Source organism: Novosphingobium sp. JCM 18896 (assembly GCF_025938095.1).
Lineage (GTDB): Bacteria > Pseudomonadota > Alphaproteobacteria > Sphingomonadales > Sphingomonadaceae > Novosphingobium.
Genome location: NZ_JAPCZF010000002.1, coordinates 92,477 through 114,525 on the forward strand (window position 1 = coordinate 92,477; position 22,049 = coordinate 114,525).

At 67.1% G+C, this 22,049-nt stretch carries 18 protein-coding genes; 12 read left to right on the plus strand and 6 right to left on the minus strand.

Annotation, left to right across the window (positions count from 1 at the left end):
* Nucleotides 1-108: 108 nt before the first annotated feature.
* Nucleotides 109-1,650: a sensor histidine kinase gene (locus OLX23_RS06295; protein ID WP_264443839.1), complete on the minus strand. Its 1,542-nt coding sequence runs from the start codon at nucleotides 1,648-1,650 to the stop codon at nucleotides 109-111.
* Here OLX23_RS06295 and OLX23_RS06300 point away from each other — a divergent pair.
* On the plus strand, nucleotides 1,640-2,200 hold the full coding sequence (locus tag OLX23_RS06300) for a response regulator (protein WP_264443840.1): 561 nt from the start codon (nucleotides 1,640-1,642) through the stop codon (nucleotides 2,198-2,200). The two genes, OLX23_RS06295 and OLX23_RS06300, sit on opposite strands and share 11 nt — an antisense overlap.
* A 26-nt stretch (nucleotides 2,201-2,226) precedes the next feature.
* Here OLX23_RS06300 and OLX23_RS06305 read toward each other — a convergent pair whose 3' ends face one another.
* Entirely contained in the window at nucleotides 2,227-2,742 is a 516-nt protein-coding gene (locus OLX23_RS06305; RefSeq protein WP_264443841.1) for a DUF2141 domain-containing protein, read from the minus strand.
* A 15-nt stretch (nucleotides 2,743-2,757) separates the two neighbouring features.
* The gene (locus OLX23_RS06310) at nucleotides 2,758-3,558 is read right to left on the minus strand and encodes a glycosyltransferase family 2 protein (RefSeq protein ID WP_264443842.1); all 801 of its coding nucleotides are present in this window, start codon (nucleotides 3,556-3,558) and stop codon (nucleotides 2,758-2,760) included.
* A 194-nt stretch (nucleotides 3,559-3,752) separates the two neighbouring features.
* Here OLX23_RS06310 and OLX23_RS06315 point away from each other — a divergent pair, with 194 nt between their 5' ends.
* Genes OLX23_RS06315 through OLX23_RS06325 form a run of 3 tightly spaced genes read left to right on the plus strand, consistent with a single transcriptional unit; the run spans nucleotide 3,753 to nucleotide 6,530 of the window.
* Nucleotides 3,753-4,637: a hypothetical protein gene (locus OLX23_RS06315; protein ID WP_264443843.1), complete on the plus strand. Its 885-nt coding sequence runs from the start codon at nucleotides 3,753-3,755 to the stop codon at nucleotides 4,635-4,637.
* Nucleotides 4,634-5,788, plus strand: coding sequence for a glycosyltransferase (locus tag OLX23_RS06320; RefSeq protein ID WP_264443844.1), 1,155 nt, complete (start codon nucleotides 4,634-4,636; stop codon nucleotides 5,786-5,788). Before OLX23_RS06315 ends, OLX23_RS06320 begins: the two co-directional genes overlap by 4 nt.
* Nucleotides 5,781-6,530: a lysophospholipid acyltransferase family protein gene (locus OLX23_RS06325; protein WP_264443845.1), complete on the plus strand. Its 750-nt coding sequence runs from the start codon at nucleotides 5,781-5,783 to the stop codon at nucleotides 6,528-6,530. The genes OLX23_RS06320 and OLX23_RS06325 overlap by 8 nt, the downstream gene beginning before the upstream one ends.
* Here the strand turns inward: OLX23_RS06325 and OLX23_RS06330 are convergent.
* The gene (locus OLX23_RS06330) at nucleotides 6,500-7,276 is read right to left on the minus strand and encodes a GNAT family N-acetyltransferase (protein WP_264443846.1); all 777 of its coding nucleotides are present in this window, start codon (nucleotides 7,274-7,276) and stop codon (nucleotides 6,500-6,502) included. The genes OLX23_RS06325 and OLX23_RS06330 overlap by 31 nt on opposite strands.
* Nucleotides 7,277-7,368: 92 nt before the next feature.
* Nucleotides 7,369-8,424: a tyrosine-protein phosphatase gene (locus OLX23_RS06335; protein WP_264443847.1), complete on the minus strand. Its 1,056-nt coding sequence runs from the start codon at nucleotides 8,422-8,424 to the stop codon at nucleotides 7,369-7,371.
* A gap of 201 nt (nucleotides 8,425-8,625) precedes the next feature.
* On the opposite strand from OLX23_RS06335, the gene OLX23_RS06340 reads away from it, so the two are divergent.
* The 4 genes from OLX23_RS06340 (at nucleotide 8,626) to OLX23_RS06355 (ending at nucleotide 14,869) form a co-directional block, all read left to right on the plus strand.
* On the plus strand, nucleotides 8,626-10,185 hold the full coding sequence (locus OLX23_RS06340; protein WP_264443848.1) for a CHAD domain-containing protein: 1,560 nt from the start codon (nucleotides 8,626-8,628) through the stop codon (nucleotides 10,183-10,185).
* Nucleotides 10,186-10,263: 78 nt separating this feature from the next.
* Entirely contained in the window at nucleotides 10,264-11,814 is a 1,551-nt protein-coding gene (locus tag OLX23_RS06345; protein ID WP_264443849.1) for a class I adenylate-forming enzyme family protein, read from the plus strand.
* 2 nt (nucleotides 11,815-11,816) lie between these two features.
* Nucleotides 11,817-12,692: a MaoC/PaaZ C-terminal domain-containing protein gene (locus OLX23_RS06350; protein ID WP_264443850.1), complete on the plus strand. Its 876-nt coding sequence runs from the start codon at nucleotides 11,817-11,819 to the stop codon at nucleotides 12,690-12,692.
* A gap of 149 nt (nucleotides 12,693-12,841) precedes the next feature.
* A complete protein-coding gene (locus tag OLX23_RS06355) occupies nucleotides 12,842-14,869 on the plus strand; it encodes a TonB-dependent receptor (RefSeq protein ID WP_264443852.1) in 2,028 nt (675 codons plus the stop codon).
* A 48-nt stretch (nucleotides 14,870-14,917) separates the two neighbouring features.
* On the opposite strand, the gene OLX23_RS06360 is transcribed toward OLX23_RS06355, so the two are convergent.
* Nucleotides 14,918-15,592 (minus strand): GntR family transcriptional regulator, encoded by a 675-nt coding sequence (locus OLX23_RS06360; RefSeq protein ID WP_264443853.1) that lies wholly within the window; start codon nucleotides 15,590-15,592, stop codon nucleotides 14,918-14,920.
* A gap of 218 nt (nucleotides 15,593-15,810) precedes the next feature.
* On the opposite strand from OLX23_RS06360, the gene OLX23_RS06365 reads away from it, so the two are divergent.
* From OLX23_RS06365 to OLX23_RS06380, 4 genes are all read left to right on the plus strand, one after another.
* Nucleotides 15,811-17,763, plus strand: coding sequence for a flavin-containing monooxygenase (locus OLX23_RS06365; RefSeq protein ID WP_264443855.1), 1,953 nt, complete (start codon nucleotides 15,811-15,813; stop codon nucleotides 17,761-17,763).
* Nucleotides 17,760-19,850 (plus strand): acetate--CoA ligase family protein, encoded by a 2,091-nt coding sequence (locus tag OLX23_RS06370; protein ID WP_264443856.1) that lies wholly within the window; start codon nucleotides 17,760-17,762, stop codon nucleotides 19,848-19,850. Before OLX23_RS06365 ends, OLX23_RS06370 begins: the two co-directional genes overlap by 4 nt.
* Complete coding sequence (locus tag OLX23_RS06375) at nucleotides 19,847-20,746, plus strand: enoyl-CoA hydratase (protein WP_264443857.1); 900 nt, start codon at nucleotides 19,847-19,849, stop codon at nucleotides 20,744-20,746. Before OLX23_RS06370 ends, OLX23_RS06375 begins: the two co-directional genes overlap by 4 nt.
* Before the next feature lie 154 nt (nucleotides 20,747-20,900).
* Nucleotides 20,901-22,049: an acyl-CoA dehydrogenase family protein gene (locus OLX23_RS06380; protein WP_264443858.1), complete on the plus strand. Its 1,149-nt coding sequence runs from the start codon at nucleotides 20,901-20,903 to the stop codon at nucleotides 22,047-22,049.

Sequence of the window (22,049 nt, forward strand, 5' to 3'; positions counted from 1 at the left end):
TAGCTGGTGGTGGAGGGGTGTCACCTTCTCGGTGACGGTGACACCCCTCCGTCATCCCTCCGGGATGCCACCTCCCCTTGCAGGGGAGGAACTCGGGGCTCGCCCCCCCTAAACCACCAGATCGAGCGTCAGCAGCAGGCCCTCGGGGCGGTAGTCGAAGGCGACATGACCGTCGCTACCGTGGAGCGCGGCGGCGATCATCCGCGAACCGAAGCCGCGGTGGCTCGGCGCCACGACCGGCGGGCCGCCGCTCTCGCACCATTCGAGCCGCAAGGTCGGCCGATCGGCCTCGGCCAGGCACCAGGTAATCGCCACCTGCCCCTGCTCGACCGACAGCGCACCATACTTGACCGCATTGGTACCGAGCTCGTGCAGCACCATCGTCAGCAGCAGTGCCTTGTTGGCCGAGAGGCCGACATCGGGCCCTTCGAAAAACACGCGCGGCGCGCCCTTGGCCGAGAAGGCCGCCAGCGAGCGCTGCGCGAGCGCGGCAATGCCGATCTCCTGCCAATCGCTGAGCGTGAGCAGGTCGTGCGCGCCCGACAGCGAGTGCAGGCGGCTGATGAAAGCCTCCTTCTCGGTCGGGGGCGTGCCCTTGAGCGTCTGCGAAGCCAGCGCCTGGATCGTCGCCAGGGTGTTCTTCACGCGATGTTTGACCTCGTGCAGCAGCAGCTCTCGCGCGTCTTCGGCCGCCTTGCGGTTGACGATCTCGGTCTGCGCGGCGCTATGCAGCCGGGCATTGTCGATCGCCACCGCGGCCTGGCCGGCAATGGCAGCGATCAGCGCCTCGGTTTCGGGGGCGAAGCGGTCGGGCTCCGCATGGCCGAAGAACAGCCCGCCGATCACCTCGCCCGATGAGGAGATCACCGGGACGGCGAGGTACGAGACCACCGGCAAGTGCCCCTCGGGCATGCCCTTGTGCGGCGTGTTCAGGCCGTAGCGCGGGTCCTTGCGGATGTCGGCCGAACGGATGATGCCGCGGCCTTCGAAGGTTGGCGCGAAAACCGCGGTGTTGCGCGGCATGCCGAACTTGTCGAAGGCTTCGCGCGGGACGCCCGACAGCGCATAGAGCACGTAGCTTTCGCCCTCGGCGTCGAGCACGTTGTAAAAGAAGGCGCCGAACTGCGCGCCGCTGAGCGCCGTCGCCTCGTCGGTGACGGCCTGGACGATGCGTTCGAGATCGAGATCCTGCGAGATGATGCGCGCGACGCGGTTGAGGATCTCGAGCCGGCCGGCCTGACGATGGAGCAGTTCTTCGGCCTGCTTCTTCTGGGTGATGTCGCGCGCGATCTTCGAAGCACCGACGATCGCGCCGTCGGGCCGACGGATCGGCGAGATCGTCAACGAAATGTCGATGAGCCGGCCCGACTTGTGCCGGCGCTTCGTCTCGAAATGCTCGACCCGCTCGCCGCGACGCAGGCGATCGATGATGTCGGTTTCCTCGCTGCGGCGATCGTCGGGGATCAGCGTCAGGATCGACTGACCGATGATTTCCTGCGGGCGATAGCCGAACAGCCGCTCGGCCGCGCCGTTCCAGCTCGTGATCGTGCCGTCGAGCAGCTTGGAGACGATCGCATCGTCCGAACTCTCGACGATCGCGGCCAAGAGCAGCGCAGCCTCGAGGGCGGATTCCTGTTTGATGTCGATCACCCCCGGATCGTTACACGCGTCTGCGCCGCCCTGCGACAAATCGTTCATCCGCGACCCCCAAGCGCATTTTGATTTGCGCGCCGGTTCGGGAACGATCAAGCGCCCAGATGGTTTCCTATCGAATACAAGATTCAGGACCGCAAGATACAGGGCGGAAGGGCCGGGGGCACAGGTGACGGGACTCGCGAACCGAAGGGTTCTGATAGTCGAGGACGAATGGCTCGTCCGCATGGAACTAGCGACAGCCTTCGAAGACGAGCATTGCCTTATCGTCGAGGCCGCTTCTGCCGAGGACGCACGCGACGTGCTGCGTGCGAGCCACGGCGGCGGCGTGCGGATCGACCTCCTCGTCACCGACATCCGTCTGACCGGCATGCTCACCGGCTGGGATCTCGCCGCCGAGGCGCGCGACATCGACGATGCGATCGGCGTGATCTACGTCTCGGCCAATCCCCCCGCCCCTGGCCGCGACGTCAGCGACAGCGTGTTCATCGACAAGCCGGCGCTGGTCGAGAATGTCGTCGCCGCGGCGCGGCGGCTCCTGGGCTAGCGAACGAAGCTAGCGGGACACGGGCTTTAGCGGGACAGAGGCGCGAAGCCGAAGCCGCGCAGATACTGCATCGTCGCGCGCGCCTGAGCCACGCCCTGGCCGATCTGCACGGTAGAATTGGCAAGCCGCGGCTTGCTGCGGCCGAGGTTCGGCTGATTGCCCGTCGCAGTGACGCCGTCGGTGAAAGGGCTGAACTTTCGGTTCGAATCGCGATCGTGAACCACGGCGATCGCATAAGTGCCTGGCCGCGGCGCACGGATGCAGAGCACGGGATTGGGCTGGTGCGGCACCGGCACCTCGATGCGCTTGAACACCTTGCCCGCGGCGATCAGATCGGTGTCGTCGGCCAGATAGTCCTGCTGGTTCGCCGGATAGAGCTCGAGCCGCAGCCTGCCGCGCGTATCCTTGAGGCCGACCACTTCGACGCGCAGCGCCGGCCCCGGCTCGTTCGCCCGGCAGTCGGCATCCTGCCGCCCGCGCTGCTCGTAGGGCGGCACGGGACCCGCCGCCGTCAGCAGCACGGCCGCCGGGGCGAGAAGCATCAGTTTTCGCATTCGTCACTCACTCATCGATTGCCAAGGCTGGGCGCGTAGCACGGTATCGCCGAGACCGCGCGCGGCAAAGCGCGGCGCCAGGATCCTGTGGAACAACCGGTCCTGCCAGCGGAACGGGGTGACGTGGTAGAGCAGCCGCTCGCCCGGGGTCCAACGCACGCCGCCGCGGTCGCGGCGCCGGTCCGAAGGTACACACCAAAGCCTGCGGTCATAGGCCTGCGAGCCAAGCCGAAGCACGCGGTTCATCAGCTCGTGGTCCTTGAGCACATAGGGCCAGAGCCGCGCGTCGTAGCCGCCGGCGCGGCGCAGCGCGTCGAGGCGAAAACAATGGCAGGCGCCGCTCGTGTGGTTCTGCCACGGCAGCACCCGGCCTGCGAGGACCTTGTGCCAGATCGCCAGCCGCGCCCGCCAGCCGCGTTCGGTCGGCGGATTGCAGGCGGCCACCGCGACGCAATCGGGCCCGCGCGCGTCGAACAGCGCGGTCGCGCGCGCCAGATAGTCGGGCGGATACCAAGTGTCGGCATCGCAGATCGCGATCAGCTCGCCGCGCGCGGCGGCGATCCCGCGCGCCAGCGCATGGACCTGGCCCGGCTGCGGCTCGTCGAGGAATTCTACATCGAGCCCGTGCTCGGCCGCCAGCGCCCGCGCCTCGGCGATGCAGCCGTCGGTCGAGCCGTTGTCGACCACGATCAGCCGAAACGGCACAGTCTGCGCGGCCAGCGACAACAGGGTCCGCGGCAGGAAATCGCGCTCGTTGTAGACGGGGATGACCACCGACCAGCGCGGCTCGAAGGCTTCGTGCATGTCGCACGAACTAGGTCTGCCAGATGACGCGCGGATGACCGCCAAAGGGATGGGTCGGCATAACAAAACCGTCATCGCTCTGGCATCGGGCTGTAACACCCGGGGTGCAGGAGCGGGCCTCGCGTGCAGTCGAAGGGCCGTGATCCATGTACAAAGACAGCTTCGCTTCGGGCGAGCTGACGGCAGGCCCGGATATGAAACTGCATAAGGCCGACGGCATCGGCAACAGCCGCCTGGCGGCCTGGTTCAGCGCTCTCGTCTCGCTCGCGCTGCTCGTCGCGGTCGCCGCCCAGCTCCGCGACATGGACATGCGCCACGTCGTCGCGCTGATCCCGACGAGCCCGCTGTTCTGGACGGTCTTCGCGGTCTGGTACCTGGCCGGGCCGGTCAGCGAATGGATCATCTATCGCCGCCTCTGGCAGATCCCGGTCACCGGCATCGGCGCGCTGATGCGCAAGATGGTCTCGAACGAACTGCTGCTCGGCTATCTCGGCGAGGCGCAGTTCTACGCCTGGGTGCGCGCGCGCCAACAGCTTGCCGCAGCGCCGTTCGGCGCGATCAAGGACGTGACGATTCTCTCGGCGCTGACCGGCAACGTCACCACCCTGGTCATGCTGGCCGTGGCCTGGCCGCTGGTCTTCTCGGGCAAGATCGGCCTGGGCATGCAATCGACCTTCGTCTCGCTCGGCGTGGTGCTGGTCAGTTCCTTCGTGATCCTGCTGTTCCGCCAGAAGCTTTTCACCCTGCCCGGGCGCGAGCTGCGCTTCATCGCCGCGCTGCACCTGGCGCGCATCGCCACCAAGACCGGGCTCGGCGCGCTGCTCTGGTACCTGGTCCTGCCGCAGGTCGCGGTCGGGCTCTGGCTGGTGCTTTCGACCCTGCGCATGCTGGTCTCGCGCCTGCCGCTCGTGCCCAACAAGGACGTGGTCTTCGCCGGCATCTCGGTGGTCCTGCTCGGCCATCACGAGCAGGTCGCGGCGCTGCTGGCGATGATGGGCGGACTGGTCCTCGCTGGCCATCTCGTGGTCGGCGCGAGCTTCGCCACGTCGGATCTGGTCGAATCCTGGAGGCGGCGTTGAAAATCGTCGACGTCTGCGCCTTCTATTCGCCGCACGGCGGCGGCGTCCGAACCTATGTCGAACAGAAGCTGGCGATCGGGCCCGAACTCGGCCACGAGATCGTCATTCTCGCCCCCGGTGACGAACATACGGTGATCGAGCGCGGGCCGATGGCACGGATCGTCACGATCCCCTCGCCGCGGCTCGCGTTCGATCGCAAGTATTGGTATTTCGGCGACGAGCCCGCGCTGCACGCCGCGCTCGACGCGCTCGAACCCGATTTCGTCGAAGTCGGCTCGCCCTGGCGCAGCCCGTCCTACGTCGCCCGCTGGCAGGGCCAGGTCCCGCGCGCGCTGGTGATGCACAACGATCCGTTCTCGGTCTACGCGTACCGCTGGCTCGAGCCCTGGCTACGGCGCGAGACGATCGACCGCCGGATCGACTTCCTCTGGCAGCACATGCGCGCGCTCGGGCACGACTACGACCGCGTCGTCTGCGCCAGCCGCGAACTGCGCAGCCGCCTCGCGCGCGGCGGGGTCGCGGGTACGGCGCTGCACCCGATGGGGGTCGACACCGCGCTGTTCGGGCCGCAGCGGCGCGATCCCGCAGTGCGGCGCCAACTGCTCGCGCTCTGCGAACTGCCCGAAGACGCGCACCTGCTGATCGGCGTCGGCCGGTTCTGCGCGGAGAAGCGCTGGCCGGTGGCGATCGACGCGGTCATGCGCGCCAGCCTGACCCGGCCGATCGGCTTGGTCCTGCTCGGCGAGGGCGGCGCAGCCAAGCGGCTGACCAAGCACATCGCCGGCAACCCGCACATCCGCCTGCTCGCACCCGAGCGCGATCGCGCGCGCTTCGCCACGATCCTCGCCAGCGCCGATGCGCTGATCCACGCGGGCACCTCGGAGACCTTCGGCATGGCGCCGGCCGAAGCGCGTGCCAGCGGCGTGCCGGTCATCGTTCCCGACGAGGGCGGCGCGGCCGACCATGCCGAGGGCGGCGCCGGCCTCACCTACCGCGCGGGCAATGCCCTGGCCGCGGCCGAAGCGATCCTCGCGCTGCTCGGCCAGTCGCAGCCGCCTTGCACACCGCATGCACGCTCGATGCGCGATCACTTCGCCGCGCTTTTCGCCGACTACGAGCGGATCGTGCAGGGCGAGCGCCGCGTTGCCTGACCGCGCGCTCCGCCAGGCACGCGCCGTGGCGGCGGTCCTGGCGCTGCTGCTCCTTGCCCTGCCCTGGCTCTGCATCCGCTCGCGTCGGATCGAATGCCTGGCCTGGAAGCTGCTGCTCGCAGGCTTCGGCGTGCGCCTGCGCTGCCACGGCACCCCGGACGCGACGGGCAGCGCATTGACCGTGGCGAACCACATCTCGTGGACCGACATCGCCGTTCTCGGCCGCCTGCTCGACGCGGGCTTCGTCGCCAAGTCGGAGATCGCCGGCTGGCCGATCATCGGCGCGCTGACACGGCGCTACGGCTGCCCGTTCATCGCCCGCGACAGCCGCACCGCAACGCACCGTCTGGCCGCCGACATGAACGCCTATCCGGCCGACCACAGCCTCGTGCTCTTCGCCGAGGGTACCACCGGGCTTGGCGACGTGGTGCTGCCGTTCCACAGCGGGCTCTTCGCCGCCAGCGAGCGCTGGCCGCGCGTCCAGCCGGTGACGATCGCCTATCGCCGCGCGGACGGGGCGCCGCTGTCTCCAGCCGAGCGTCGCGCCGTGGCCTGGGTGGACGACGACGCGCTACTGCCGCACGCCCTAGCGCTGGCGGCATCGGGCGGGATCACCGTCGACGTCTGGTTCGAAGAGAGCTTCGCGCCGCATGACCGCAAGCACGCGGCCCAGGAGAGCCGCCGCCGCATTGCCGCGCGGTTGGTGGAGGTTCAGGCGGCGGCGCTGAAACGCGCGGCGTAGCGGTCGGCGATCGCCTCGACGGGCATCACCACGCAGACGTCGATCGTGTTGAAGGCATGGTCGACATAGGCGCCCTCACCGAACTTCGCGCCGACGCGCATGTAGCCCTTCACCAGCGGCGGCAGTTCCATCAACGCACGGCGTTCGTCGTAGGAACCGGGCGCCAGCCGATCCATCGCCACACCCTTGCCCGGCAGCACCGACGGCCGGCACTCGGCCGGCGCGAGATGGCGATGGTGGAGATAGGACAGTGCCGCGGCGTGGGCATCGACGTCCGTCCCCGCGAAGGAAGCACAGCCGAACATCAGCGCGATGTCGTGCCGCGCGATATAGTCGGCGATGCCGCGCCACAGCAGCGAGATCGTGCCGCTGGTGCGATAGGGCGGCAGCACGCAGGAGCGACCGAGTTCGAGCAGTTCGCCCGAGCCGCCCAAATGCGCGAGCGGCGCGAGATCGAATTCGCCGGCCGAATAGAAACCGAAGCTGCGCTTGGCGACGCTCTCGCGCAGCAGGCGATAGGTGCCGACCACCTGCTCTCCCGCGGATGCATCCTCGTCGATCACCAGCAGATGGTCGCAGAGCGGATCGTAGACGTCGGCGTCGAGATGCTCGGGCCGGGGAGCCCCGGCATCCGCCCCCATCTCGGCGTAGAACACGCGCCAGCGCAGCCGCTGGACCGCGTTGAGCTCCCGCTCGTCCTGCACGAGACGCAGCGACAACCGACGCTGGCCTACGACTGAACACAAGTCCCGCTGCATTCGGCCTCGATAGCAAGCGGCTGTGACACACCGCTTGCAGTCCGATTATGCTTCGATGACGGTTTATTCGAGATAGGTGGCTATTCGAGATAGGTGGCGCGCAGCGCGGCGAGATCGGCCGCGGTCACGCCGATCTCCTTTTCGAGGTAGCCCTCGACCGAACCGTACTTCGCGTCGATCGAGGCGAAGGAGCCGAGCAGCAGCGACTTGCCCTCGGCGTCGTAGAGCGGCGTCGGCTTGCGATCGCCGGCCGCGGCACCACGCGAAAAGACCTGCGCGACCGGATCGTTGGGATGGGCGGCGAGGTCGATCGGCGGCATTTCCCAGCGCGGCTGGCGATAGGTCGTCGACAGGTGATAGTCGGCGAGGATCGTCTCGCGCGGCACGCCGAGCGCCGACAGCACCATCGCCGTGGTGAAGCCCGTGCGGTCCTGCCCGGCCGAGCAATTGTAGGCGATCGGCCCCTCGTGGCGCTTGAGCAGATCGAAGACCATGCGCAGTTGCGGCTTCAGCATGGTGGGCAGGTTCGCATAGAGCGCGCCCGAGGGTCCCTGCATGGTCATCCGCAGGATCTCCTGCATCGAATAGCCGACTGCGGCATAGCGCACGCCTTCGATCTTCGTCGGCGCGAGCACGCGTTCCTCGCTCGATCGCAGATCGACCATGTCGGCGAGACCCAGCGCCTGGACCCGCGCGAGATCGCCCGGCGTCAGCATCGCCGAAGCGCCCGAGCGGTAGATTCGGCCCCAGCGGACCGCCTTGCCGTCGACCGTGCGATAGCCACCGATGTCGCGGAAGTTCGATCCCTGATCGAGCGGCACCAGCCGCTCGGCGACGTCGACCACGCTGCCGTCGGCCTTGTCGCGGACGAGGAAATAGGGACGTGCCGCGACATCGACCGAGACCTCCTGCTTGCCGTCGCGATCTCCGGCCGAAACCAGCTTGGCCTGGGCGGGGTCGGTCACCGGTCGATCGGCCTGGAACAGGTCGACCTGGCCCTTGGCGGACCAGGTGACGCTGACCTTGTCGGGCGCGACGCGCGTCACCGCGAGCTGATCGGCTCGCGCGAAAGCGGGCACGGACGATGCAAGGAACAGCGCCGCGACGGTTGCGGCGATCGGAAGCGACGGTTTCATGGCTCTCTCCACGGGCACATTCAGCGCGCAGAATGGACGCCGCGCAAGTCAATACGATGAAGCCTTCCGCATCATTGTTACGCTTTCGTGACAACATGGGTTATCTGTGGAGGCGGACTGGGAGCGCCTCCTAAGGCGCGCATCGGGACAATCGGGTCTCCAAGGCGGCCGGGGCATCGGCCAGATGGGGTGCGAATTCACATGGCCGATGGCCAGGAAACCGAACTGAAGCTGGCAGCTTCGCCGGCCATGCTCGCGCAGCTGCGCGACCATCCGCTGCTCGCCGGTAAGGACAAGCCATTGACGCTGGTCACGCGCTATTTCGATACCGCCGATGCCGCGCTCCACGCGCAGGGGGCCACCTTGCGGATCCGCGAGACCGGGGCCATGCCCGAGGCTGGCGTCAAGCGCGAGCAGACCTTCAAGAACGGCAGCGGTAGCCTGCGCCGCGGCGAATGGAACACAAAGGTCGATGGCGAGACGCCCGATCCGCAGGCCTTCCCCGCGACCGCGCGCAGACTGATCGAACCGTTGCTGGGCGAGGCCAAGCTCCGCCCGCTGGCGACCACGCGCATCGAACGTACGACACGGCGGCTCAAGTTCGGCGCTTCGACGATCGAGGCGGCGTTCGATGCCGGAACGGTCGAGGCCGGCCGACGCAGCCAGCCGATCTCCGAACTCGAGCTCGAACTGATCGGCGGAGCGGCTGCCGACCTCTTCGCGCTGGCCGGACAGTTGCCGCTCGGGCCCGAGCTCGGCTGGTCGACCGAGAGCAAGGGCGAGCGCGGTCACGTCCTGGCGCTGCGCCTGCCCTTCGCCGCGGCGCGCGCGAGCGAGGTGGCGCTGACGCCCGACATGACCGTCACCCAGGGTTTCCAGGCGATCGCCTGGAATTGCCTGGCACAGCTGCTCGGCAACTACCGCGAGGTCCTGGCCAGCGGCGATCCCGACGCCGTGCACCAGAGCCGCGTCGCGATCCGCCGGCTGCGCGCGGCCTTCAGCCTGTTCGGCGATCATGTCGCCGACGAGCGCAGCCCGGTGTTCCGCGCCGAGTGGAAGGCGGCGGCCGATACGCTCGGCCCGGCGCGCGATCTCCACGTCCTCATCGAACGGGTCGAAGCCGCCCAACAGGACCCGCAAGACGACACCGCCGACCTGCTCAAGCACCTGCACGCCGCACGCAAGCGGGCGACGCGCAAGGCCCAGGCGGCGCTATCGGCCGCCGCGTTCCAGCAGCTCCTGATCGGTTTCGCCGAATGGATCGAGCGCGACGTGCCGCAATCGTCCGAGCCGCTGGGCGAATTCGCCGCGCGCACGCTGGGCCGTCGGCGACGCAAGCTCACCAAGAGCCCCGCGCTCGACAAGCTGTCCGAAGAGGCGCTCCACGCGCTCCGGATCAAGGGCAAGAAGCTGCGTTACGCCGCCGAATTCTTCGGCGCGCTCTATTCGGACAAGAAGAGCGCCAAGGATCGCCGCGCTTTCACCAAGGCGCTCGGCAAGGTCCAGGACTGCCTCGGCAGCGTCCACGATCTCGCGGTCGCGCAAGACAACGGCGCGCGGCTATTCGCCGGCAGGGAGCCGATCACCGCAGCGGGGCTCGCCGCCCAGCTAGCCACCCTGCTCGATCAGCACGGCCCAAGCCGCAAGCGCCTGATCAAGTCCGCCGCCAAGGCGCTCGATCGCGTCGCGGAAGCGCCAGCCTGGTGGAAGTTTCCGTTCATCGAACAAAAATCCTCCATTTCGACACTCTCGCCCGATTGACGCCCGGCCCTCACGGGCTAGTGCTGATGCGCAACGACGGCATCGAATCGCGATGCTGCGGCGAGAGGGACGAGAACGGTGAGCACTGAGAGCGACGTCTGGACGGATCCGCGCGCAGCCAAGACCTTTCCGCAACTGATCCGCGCCGCGGCCGCAGCCTATGGCGACGATCCCGCGGTCACGCTGACCGGCGAGACGATTCCCGACGAGACCGCGAGCTTCAACGACCTCGATCGCCAGTCGGCAGAGATCGCCCGCGGCCTGATCGCGCGCGGCATCGGCAAGGGCGCGCGCGTCGGCTTCATCTACGGCAACGGCCCGGGCTTCGCGATCATGCTCGCGGCCGCGGCGCGCATCGGCGCGATCGCTATTCCCATCTCCACGATGATCCGCGCCAACGAGCTGGTGCGCGTGCTGCGCCAGTCGGACGTCTCGGGCCTGATCGTCCAACGCAAGTTCCTCAACACCGACTATGTCGAGCGCCTGTGCGACGCGCTGCCCGAGCTGCGCGAGAGCGGCCCGGCGCTGCGCCTGACCAAGACCCCCTACCTGCGCTGGCTGGCCTCGACCGGTGAGGGCCTGCCCGCGAGCTTCGGCACGCTCGACGGCCTGATCGCCGAAGGCGCTGCGATCGGCGAAGACTTCCTCCGCGAGATCGAGAGCGAGGTCCACCCGACCGACCAGATGGTCGAGATCTACACCTCGGGCTCGATGGCGCTGCCCAAGGGCGTCAAGCACCACCACGGCCCCGTGCTGTTCCGCACGCATTACCTGCGCGGCATGATCGGCCAGGAACGCGGCAAGGAATACAGCGCCTTCCTGCCGATGTTCTGGGTCGGCGGCCTGATGATGTCGCTGCTGCCCAACTGGGAAGTCGGCGCCACCACCACCTGCACCGAGCGCACGATGAGCAACAGCCGTATCGCCATGGGCTCGACCCTGGCCGACGACGATCTGGCCATGCTCAAGAACCAGAAGCCGCCATTCTGGGGCCTGGGCATGAGCGAGACGCTCGGGCCCTATTCCTTCGGTGACGAAGTGCGCGCGCCGGGCCGCCCGGTCTGTTCGCCGATGGACCACTTCGCCGACGGCTACGAGATCCGCATCGCCGACGAGAACGACCAGGAGGTCGGCGACGGCAATATCGGCGAGATGCAGGTGCGCGGCTATCCGCTGGCATCTTCACTGCACAAGGTCGAGCAGTCGGTCTACTACACCGCCGACGGCTATTACCACACGGGCGACATGTGCCTGCGTGACGGCAGCCGCGTCCATTTCATCGGCCGCAACGGAGACATGATCAAGACCGCCGGCTCCAACGTCGCGCCCGCCGAGGTCGAGATGGAAATGCAGGCGCTCGATGGGATTCACAACGCCTATGTCGTCGGCCTGCCTGATCCTGAGCGCGGCCAGCTACTCGTCGCCGCCGTGGTGCCGCGCGACGAGGCCGTCGAGCTCGACTTTGCCGAGATCGAAGGCAAGCTGCGCAAGCAGTTGTCGAGCTACAAGGTCCCGCGCGCCTACGTGCAGATCAAGCGTGACGAAGTGCCGCTGCTCCATTCGAACAAGGTCTCGCGCCGCGACGTCACCGCGCTCGTGGCGCAGCGCCTCGGCCGGCCGGCCGCCTGATCGTGGCGGCCTGGGAGGAACTGGTCGGCAAGGAGGTCGCCGCGGGCACCTTCTCCTGGACCTCGGATCGTACGCTGCTCTACGCGATCGGCGTCGGTGCCGGGCTCAGCGATCCGCTCGACGAGCTGCAGTTCACCACCGAGAACACGCGCGGCGTCGAACAGCAGGTCGTGCCGACCTTCATGACGCAGATGGCCTCGGCCGGCGGCGGCTGGATCAAGCAGCTCGGCTTCCCCGCGCGCGAATGGGACGGCTATCCCGAAGGCCTGCTGCACGGCGAGCAGTCGGTCACCCTGCACCGCTCGATCCCCGCGGCGGGCACGGTCGAAGTTCGCCAGGTGCTCGTCGGCGTGTTCGACAAAGGCTCGGGCGCGCTCTGCGTGTCGGACACCCACGCCACCCTCGCCGACACCGGCGAGCCGCTGGGCTCCACGCGCATGGGCCTGTTCGTCCGCGGCCAGGGCGGCTTCGGCGGTCCGCGCCAGCCGGCCGATGCCCTGCCCTGGGAAAAGCTCGAACGCGAGCCAGACCTCACCGTTTCGCTGCCGCTGCCGATCGGTCAGTCGCTGATCTTCCGCCTCTCGGGCGACCGCAACCCGCACGGCACCGATCCGGCGATCGCCAAGGAGGATGGCTTCGACCGACCGATCTTCTTTGGTCTCGGCACTTACGGCTTCGCCAGCCGCGCGATCCTCAAGGGCTTGTGCGACGGCGACGTCGATCGCTTCGGCGCCTTCGAAGGCCGCTTCTCGCAACCCGTGTTTCCCGGCGACCGGCTCGACACGCGGATCTGGCTGACCGAGGGCGGCGCGCAGTTCCAGACCTTGGCCAACGGCGAACGCGTCGTGATCGACCGCGGGATTTTTCGCTACCGGTGAGCCAAGGCTCCGAAAGTCGACGGCTTCTGCCTTTGGCTTTGCGGTAGCGTCCGAAGCACTATCCCCCTTCGTGGTCAGATCGGAGCATTCCGGTGTTCGCCGTCATTCCGCGGCTGGTATAGACGTGCGTCGGTCGCGACGGAGAACCCATGCCCGCAGCCTATCTGCCAGAAACCTTCGAAAGTGCACCGACCGAGAGCCAAGCCGACGTCATCGAAGTGATCGGCGCCCGGGGCGAAGAATCCGAGAAAATCGACAGGCGGACCTTCCAGATCCAGCAAACACCGCACTCGATCCAGAAAGACGCGGTCCAGTTGCTCCGGGGGCTGCCCGCCATCACCGTCACGCCCGACGACCGGATCCTGCTACTGGGCGCTGGCAATGCCAACATCTACATAAACGGTCGCCCCTATATCGGCGACGCGAAACAATATCTGCGCACCCTCCACGGCAGCGACATCGACCGTATCGAAGTCATTACCAATCCCTCCGCCCAGTTCTCGGCGGAAGGGACCGGCGGCATCATAAACGTGGTGCTGCGCAAGAACGAGACCGCCGGTACATCGGGCAACGCCAGCCTTCAGTCGTCGAGCTATGGATATAGCCTCGTCGACACGACCATAAACTACAAGCGGGGGAAATGGGCCTACGAGGTCAAGGCGGGTGGGAACGTCGGCACCATGGTGCGCACGACCTACCGGAAGCTGCGAACGGTCGAAACGACAAGCGGCGGCCCGGCGACCGTGAATTCCGAAAACGGACAGTTCACCTATGACGGCGTCGTGGGTCGCCTCAGCGGCAGGGTGACCTACGATCTCGATCCCAAGACCACCGTCTCCGCTCACCTGGGCGGCGGCGGCGGCCACGACATCGTGACGAACAAGGGGCGATACCTGGGCCTCACCGCGGATTTCCCGTCGTTCTACGAACACCGGAGCATGAGCAGCCTCGGCAGCTATGTGACCGGCGATTTCAGCATCCTCCATCGCGGGAAGGCCAAAGGCGAAACGCTCAGCCTGTCTGCGCAGTTCTACGGCAATCCTCAGGTACTGGATACGACCGACGCGCTTTTCAGCGACGGCCGGCTCTTTCGCACCATCGTCAGCAAACCCTCCTATTCGGTCGATGCCCAGATCGATTGGAAGCGACCGATCCGCGGAGGCCAGATCCTGTCGGTCGGCAGCACCTGGCGCCTCGACGGCACCACTCAGAATTATCAGTTCACGAGCAGTAACGCCGGCGGCTCGCTGGGGCCGGACACCGTCGATGCCTATAACGGATCCAACAGCACGATCGCGACCTATGCCACGTTCCAACGCCCGCTGGGAAAGATCATCCTGACGCCCGGCCTGCGGTGGGAGCACAACACCCGACGCATTTCGAGCCCGGGGACGGCTGACCTAGTCATCAATCGCTCGGATCTGTTCCCGACCTTCCACGTCAAGCGCTCGTTCGGCACGAAACTGGATTTGAGTGCGAGCTACAGCAGGCGGATCGAAAGGGCGCGGCTCGAAATCCTGCGTCCCTATGGCCTGGTCGAGGACCCCGTCACGATATTCCAGGGCAACCCTGAACTCAAAGATCAGAGCACCCACGCCTATGAGCTGAGCTTGCAATTTCGATCGGGCAAGCTCCAGGCCGGAGTGGTCGCCTATTGGCGCGATACCAGCGATCTATGGAGCAGAACCTATACCGTCGATCCGTCAGGAACGGTCGTCTACCGCTATGTGAATGCCGGCAGCCGCCGCAACACCGGCGCTCAGTTCGACATCAGTTCGCCGCTCAATCGCCGCCTCAAGGTCAGCGCGAGCGTCAATCTGTTCAATCAGCGGAACCCCGTCGATGCGCTCACCAGCCCGCGGGTTCAAAGCGACTTACGCTACACGACCAACGGTACGCTCGAGTGGACACTGCCCGATCGGGGCAGCGTGCCCGGCGACGTGGCTCAGATCCAGTGGTCTTACAACAGCGCTTCGCGCGACTACCAGGTCACCGAGCTGGCTTGGACGGAGGCGAGCTTGTCCTACACCCACAGCTTCGGCCGGACGCTGTCGTTATCGGCAACCTTCCGCTCTCCCCGCCTCACGCGACAGCGCCTGATCGCGCCATCTGCCCAGGAAGCGATCTCGCGGCGACGGACACCCGAAATACAACTCAAGCTTCTCAAGTCGCTCTGAGACGCGGGCTTATCGAGCTTTCCAGAGCAACAAGGGACTGGCCCGCCCTCAGGCCTCACCCAGTTCCAGCGCTTCGCTGTGTTCGAGCAGGCCGATGTGCGTGCGGCGGATGTGCGCGGCCAAGATGCGCGGGGCGAGGTCGATCTCGCGCCGCTGGATCGCGCCGAACAGCAGGTCGCGCTCGGCGCGCATGACTTCGAGCAGTTCGGCGTTCTGCAGCACGACCACGGCATAGGCGCGGCGGTAATGGTGCGTCGTGTCCCACAGCCGCTCGACGATCTGCGCGAGCAACGGCACCTGGTGGCCACGAAACGCGGTCCAGTGGAAGTCGCGCGCGAGCGGCATGTAGTCGTCGGCATGGGTCACGCGTTCGAGCCGCGCCTTGGTCTCGGCCATGGCCGCGAAATCGGCCTCGGTGAGGTTGGGGATCGACTCCGCCAGCAGCATCGGCTCGAGCATTTCACGGATCTGATACGACAGCTCCATGTCGCGCAGACCGAGGCTCGCGACGCGCGCACCGGCATTGGCCTTGAGCGAGACCAGGCCGCGCGTCTCGAGGATGCGGAGTGCGTCGCGGACCGGGATGCGGCTGAGATTGAGCTCGCTCGCCAGTTCGTCCTGCTTGATGCGGTCGCCCGGCTTCAACTGCCCCGTGAGGATGCGCTCGGCGACGACGTCGGCGACGCGCTGGCTGGCAACGGGGGACTGCTCGGATCGCTTCATCTCGGCTCCGCTTTGGCGACAGGATCGTGACCTAGCCCGTATTTCGCTGTTTGACCAACTCTCATGCCGCCCCGGACTTGCCTCGCGCCGCGGCCCTGCTTGACCTTGCTCCAGCGCCGGCACGATGCCCATAAAGAATGAACACGAGCTATTGCAATATGTCCAGCAGCGGCTAGTGCCATGTGCGAGAGCCGTCCGAATTCGCGAGCTGGATCGACATGACAAGCAATCCCGATTCCCATGCCTTCCAGGATCTCGTGGCAAGCCCGCCCGAGGTGCTCGAAGCCCATCTCGCCGCGCTCGATCCCGTGCCGCTGCTGCTGGTCTACACGCATCTGTCGGGCGACGAATCGCTGCTCGAAGAGTTCCGTCCGCATATCAAGGGCGCATGGTCCTTCGAGGCCGAAGTGCCCGAGGATCTGCAGGCCGAACTGCGCTCGAAGATCACCGCGACCTTCCACGACTACGCCCGGAACCGCCGCCCGCTGCCGCCCGCACCCGATGCCGGAATGCTCCAGCGCATGTGCGACGTCGCCGTCGGCCAGGAGGTCCCGCCCGAATATCTGCCGATGGTGCTCGAGGAGCTGAACTTCGGCACGGGCGACGCCAAGTCGGTAGCCTGGCGCAAGCCCGTCCCGCCGGTGGTGATGGATGGCTATCACGTTCTCGTGATTGGCGCCGGCTATTCGGGGCTCGCCATGGCGATCAAGCTCAAGGAAGCCGGCATTCCCTTCACCGTCATCGAGAAGAACGACGACGTCGGCGGGACCTGGTACGAGAACAGCTACCCCGGCGTCGCGGTCGACACGCCCAACCACTTCTACTCCTACTCCTTCCGCACCTCGTCCGACTGGGACCACTATTTCGCCCAGGGACCGGAGATCATCGAGTACATCCGCACGGTCTACCGCGAGGCGGACTTGGCCGATCACATGCGCTTCGAACAGGAAGTCGTGCGCGCCGCCTGGAACGAGGCGGACCAGCGCTGGGCCGTGACGATCCGGGACAAAGACGGCTCGGAATACGAGATGAAGGTCAATGCGCTGATCAGCGGCACGGGCCTGCTCAACCGTCCGTCGATCCCCGACATTCCCGGGCTCGACGATTTCCAAGGGCCGAAGTTCCACTCGTCGCGCTGGGACCATTCGATCGACCTCACCGGCAAGACCGTCGTCCAGATCGGCACCGGCGCCAGTGGCATGCAGCTCGGCCCCAAGGTCGCAGAGATCGCCAAGCACCTGACGATCTTCCAGCGCTCGCCGCACTGGGCGCGGCACAACCCGCTGCTCTATGCCAAGGTCAGCGACGGGCTCAAATGGGGGCTCGAGCACGTCCCGTTCTACACCAAGTGGTGGCGCTTCCAGCTGCTCTACGCGACCTCGGACGGGATGCTGCCGCACCTGCGCAAGGATCCGAACTGGCCCGAGCCCGAAACCTCGCTCAACGCCTTCAACAAGGCGATCCGCGAGCAGCTGATCGCGCACATGCGCGAGCAGCTGAAAGGCGACGAGGAACTGCTGGCCAAGGTCACGCCGAGCTTCCCGCCCTATGGCAAGCGCATGCTCCGCGACAGCAACTGGTTCTCCGCGCTGACCCGCGACAATGTCGAACTCGTCACCGGCTCGGTAAAGCAGGTCACCGCGACCGGCGTGGTCGACAAGGATGGCGTCGAGCATCCGGCCGAAGTCCTGATCCTCGCGACGGGCTTCAAGGCCCAGGCGCCGCTCTACCCGATGGAGATCGTCGGCACCGACGGATCGCTGCGCGACAAATGGGGCGACGACGATCCGCGCGCGCACCTGGGCATCACCGTGCCCGGTTTCCCCAACCTGTTCATCCTCTACGGCCCCGGCACCAACGGCGGCCACGGCGGCAGCGCGGTGTTCAACTCCGAATGCCAGGTCCGCTACACGATGCTGGCGCTGCGCGAGTTGATCGAACGCGAGGCGAGCAGCCTCGAGGTCCGCCGCGAGCCGTTCGAGGCCTATCAGGCCGAGTTCGACGCCGAGCACGAGAAGCTGGTCTGGACCCATCCGGGCGTGAACAACTGGTACAAGAACAAGGCCGGCCGCGTCGTGACCAACAATCCCTGGCGACTCTCGCGCTACCGCAACATGACCGCCACGTTCGACACCGACGAATACGAGATCAAGACGGGAGCGGAGGCATGAGCCTGGACGCCCTGCTGAGCCCGAAGTCGATCGCAGTGGTCGGCGCTTCGGACAATCCCAAGCGGATCGGCGGCGTGCCGGTCGACCTGCTCAAGCGCGCGGGCTTCGCGCGGCTCTATCCGGTCAATCCGAAGAACGCGACGGTCCAGGGCCTGACCGCCTATGCCGACATCGAGTCCGTGCCCGAAGTGGTCGATCTCGTCATCGTCGCGCTCTCGGCCGAGGCCACGCTGCCCTATCTCGAACGCTGCCACGCGCTGGGCATTCCCGCGGCGCTGGTCTTCGCCTCGGGCTATGCCGAGACCAACGAGCCCGAAGGCCTGGCCCGGCAGGAGGCGCTGACCGCCTTCGCGCGAGCCAGCGGCATGAAGATCGCCGGCCCGAACGCCATGGGCAACGCGAACTTCTCGGCCGGCGTGTTCACCACCTTCGGACAGTCGTTCCAGCCCGGCGAGCCCGCAGGCGCGACCGCGCTCGTCACCCAGAGCGGCAACATGTGCGCGACCGTGTTCCGTCTGGCCCGCCGCGCCGGCGTGACCTTCAGCCAGGTGATCAACACCGGCAACGAGGCCAGCGTCGAGCTCAGCGACTATCTCGAGCACCTCGCCGACGATCCTGCCACCAGCTCGGCGCTCTGCTACATCGAGGAACTGCGCAACGGACCGAAGTTCCTCGCCGCCGCGGCGAAGTTCCGCGCGGCGGGCAAGCTGCTCGCGGTCTACAAGGTCGGCGCCTCGGAAAAGGGCGCCGAAGCGACACGCTCGCACACCGCGGCGCTCGCTGGAGACAGCGCCGCATACGACGCCGCCTTTGCGCGCGCCGGGGTGGCGCGGGCGGGCGAACTGTCGGTGCTGGCAGACCTCGCCTATCTGCACGGGCTCGGTGGCAAGATCGGCGGCAGCAATTGCGCGATCCTGTCGATCTCGGGCGCGGCCGGCGCAATCCTGGCCGATGCGCTGGCACTGAACGGCGCCGAAGTGCCCAGCCTGCCCGCCCAGTTGCAGGCCGCGCTCAGCGAACAGATTCCGGGCCATTCGATGGTCTCGAACCCGATCGACATGACCGGCAACATCGTCAATTCGAACGACTTCCTCAGCGAATGCATCCGCCTCGCGCTGAGCCCCGACGACATCGACCTGCTGCTGCTCTACACCCCGGGCGCCTTCCTTGCGCTCGACCAGGTCGAGAAAGCCGCTGCGGCCAGCAACAAGGCGATCGTCGTGATCGACACCTTCGCCATGGCCGATCGCGATCGGCTGGCGGCCGCAGGCATCGGCTACTTCGACGACTTCGACCGCGCCGCGCGGGCGATCGCCGCCTATGGCGCGTGGAAGAAGGCCGGCGGCGCCACGGTCGCCTCTCCCAAGCCCAAGGCGAATTGGCCCGTCCTCCCGGCCGATCGCAACGCCCTGTCCGAAACCGAAGGCAAGGACGCGCTTGCCGCTTTCGGCGTGCCCGTGGTCCACGACGCGCTGGTGCAGACCGCAGCCGAGGCGCGCGAGGCAGCCGAGAAGATCGGCTATCCGCTCGTCGCCAAGCTCGTCAGCCCGGACATCGCGCACAAGACCGAGCACGGCCTCATCCGGCTTGGCCTCGAAGACGCCGATGCCGTGGCCCTGGCCTTCCGGCAAATGATGACGAAGGCCCTGTCGATGTCGGGAGTCCGCATCGAGGGCGTCACCCTGGAACCCATGCTCCAGGGCGGGGTCGAGATCCTGGCCGGGGTCACCCGTGATCCCGTGTTCGGCTGGATGCTGACGGTCGGGCTCGGCGGGGTTTGGACCGAGCTGATGCAGGACGCCACCCACGCGCTGCTACCCGTCGACGCCGCACAGGCCGAGGCCATGCTGCGCAGCCTCAAGGGGTTCAAGCTGCTCGATGGCTATCGCGGCGCGCCCAGGGCCGACGTCGCCGCCGCCGCCAAAGCTATCGCGGCACTGGGCGAAGCCGTGCTCGCGGGCGGCGAGCGCCTGCGCGAGGTCGAGATCAATCCGCTGCTGGTCCTGCCCGAAGGGAAAGGCGCGGTTGCGGTCGATGCGCTGGTGCTGCTCAATGAGGCCGAAGCCAAAGTGGAGGAGCCGGCATGAGCGACGATCTGGTCCAGCCGCAGAAGGTCGACATCGTCTACGAGACCGAGGAGCCCGTGCTCTATGAGGTGATGGACGGCGTCGCCTGGATCACGATGAACCGCCCGCAGTTCAACAATGCCCAGAACGGGCAGATGACCTATGCGCTCGACGACATGTTCCGCCGCGCGACCAACGACGACGCGGTACGCGCGATCGTCCTCGCCGGTAATGGCAAGCACTTCTCCGCGGGCCACGACATCGGCACGCCGGGTCGCGACCTGCACCACGAGTTCGACAAGCGCGAGATTCTGCCCGGCCACACCAACAAGCCCGCGGCCGAGCTGCTCTATACGCGCGAGCAGGAACAGTACCTCGGCATGTGTCGCCGCTGGCGCGACATTCCCAAGCCGACCATTGCGATGGTCCAGGGCGCGTGCATCGCCGGCGGGCTGATGCTGGCCTGGATCTGCGATCTGATCGTCGCCAGCGAAGACGCCTTCTTCCAGGACCCGGTGAACCCGCTGATGGGCATCCCCGGGGTCGAATATTTCGCCCACGCCTATGAATTGCCGCCACGCGTCGCCAAGGAATTCCTGTTGCTGGGCGAGCGGATGAAGGCACAGCGGGCATACGACTTCGGCATGGTCAACAAGGTCGTCCCGCGCGAGGAACTGCGCGAGGCGACCGAGGCCTGGGCGAAGAAGCTCGCCGGCCAGGGCCGCCTCGGCAACTGGCTGACCAAGCAGGCGGTCAACCACGTCGAGGAACTGCGCGGCAAGCGCGCGGCGATGGATGCCGTGTTCCACATGCACCACTTCGCCCACGCCCAGAACGATCTCGTCACCGGCAGTTCGATCGGCGGGGTCAGCGGCAAGTCGGCGGCGGCGGCGAACAAGAAGGATGCAGGGGAATGAGGAGCATGAAGATCCTCCCCCACCGGGGGAGGTGGCATCGCGCAGCGATGACGGAGGGGGCGCGGACCACCGCCAACCTCACGCATGCCCTCGCCCCCTCCACCACCGGCTTCGCCGGCGGCCCCCCTCCCCCGGTGGGGGAGGATCTGGAAGTATGAACCTCGAATATACCCCCGACCAGCGCGCCTTCCGCCAGGAAGTGCGCGAGTGGATGGAAGCGAACGTCCCGCGCGAGAAGCTGCCCTCGTTCGATCTCACCCGCGAAGGCTTCGAGGCGCACCGCGACTGGGAGCGCAAGCTCAACGAAGGCCGCTGGGGGATGGTCACCTGGCCCGAAGAACTCGGCGGTCGCGGGCTCGACCTGATCCGCTGGCTGATCTTCGAGGAGGAATACTACCGCGCGCAGGCGCCGACGCGGGTCAACCAGAACGGGATCTTCCTGCTCGGCCCGACCCTCATGGAATTCGGCACGCCCGCGCAGAAGGCACGCTTCCTGCCGCGCATGGCGGCGGGCGACGACATCTGGGCCCAGGCCTGGTCCGAGCCCGGCGCGGGCAGCGACCTGGCCGGCGTGCGCTCGACCTGCACCCGAGACGGCGACCACTACGTGCTCAGCGGCCAGAAGATCTGGTCAAGCCGCGCGGTCTTCGCCGACTGGGCCTTCGGCCTGTTCCGCGAACCGGGCAGCGAGCGGCACAAGGGCATGAGCCTGATCCTGTTCCCGCTCGACGCCCCCGGCGTCACCCGCCGTCCGATCGAGCGGATGGACGGCGAGCAGGTCTTCGCCGAAGTGTTCCTCGACGAGGTCCGCGTGCCCGTGACCGACCGGCTCGGCGGCGAGGGTGAAGGCTGGAAGGTCTGCATGGCCACCGCCGGCTTCGAACGCGGCCTGCTGCTGCGCTCGCCCGCACGTTACCAGCATGCCGCGAGCAAGCTGATCGCGCTCTACCAGGCGAACAAGGACCGCCTGCCCGCCTCGATGGCGGAAAGAGTCGCGCAGAGCTGGATGGATGCCGACGCCTATGCCCTGGCGATCTATGCGATGTGTTCGCGCCTCGCCGCCGGCGGCACGATCGGGCTCGAGAGCTCGACCAACAAGATCTTCTGGTCCGAGCTCGACATGGCGCTCGCGCAGACCGCACTCGACATCCTGGGGCCCTATGCTGAATTGAGGGGTGCCGAACTGCCGGGCGAATGGCTCGACTACTGGGTCTTTGCGCTCGCCGGCCCGATCTACGCGGGCTCGAACGAGATCCAGCGCAACATCATCGCCGAGCGCATGCTCGGCCTGCCGAAAGGCTGA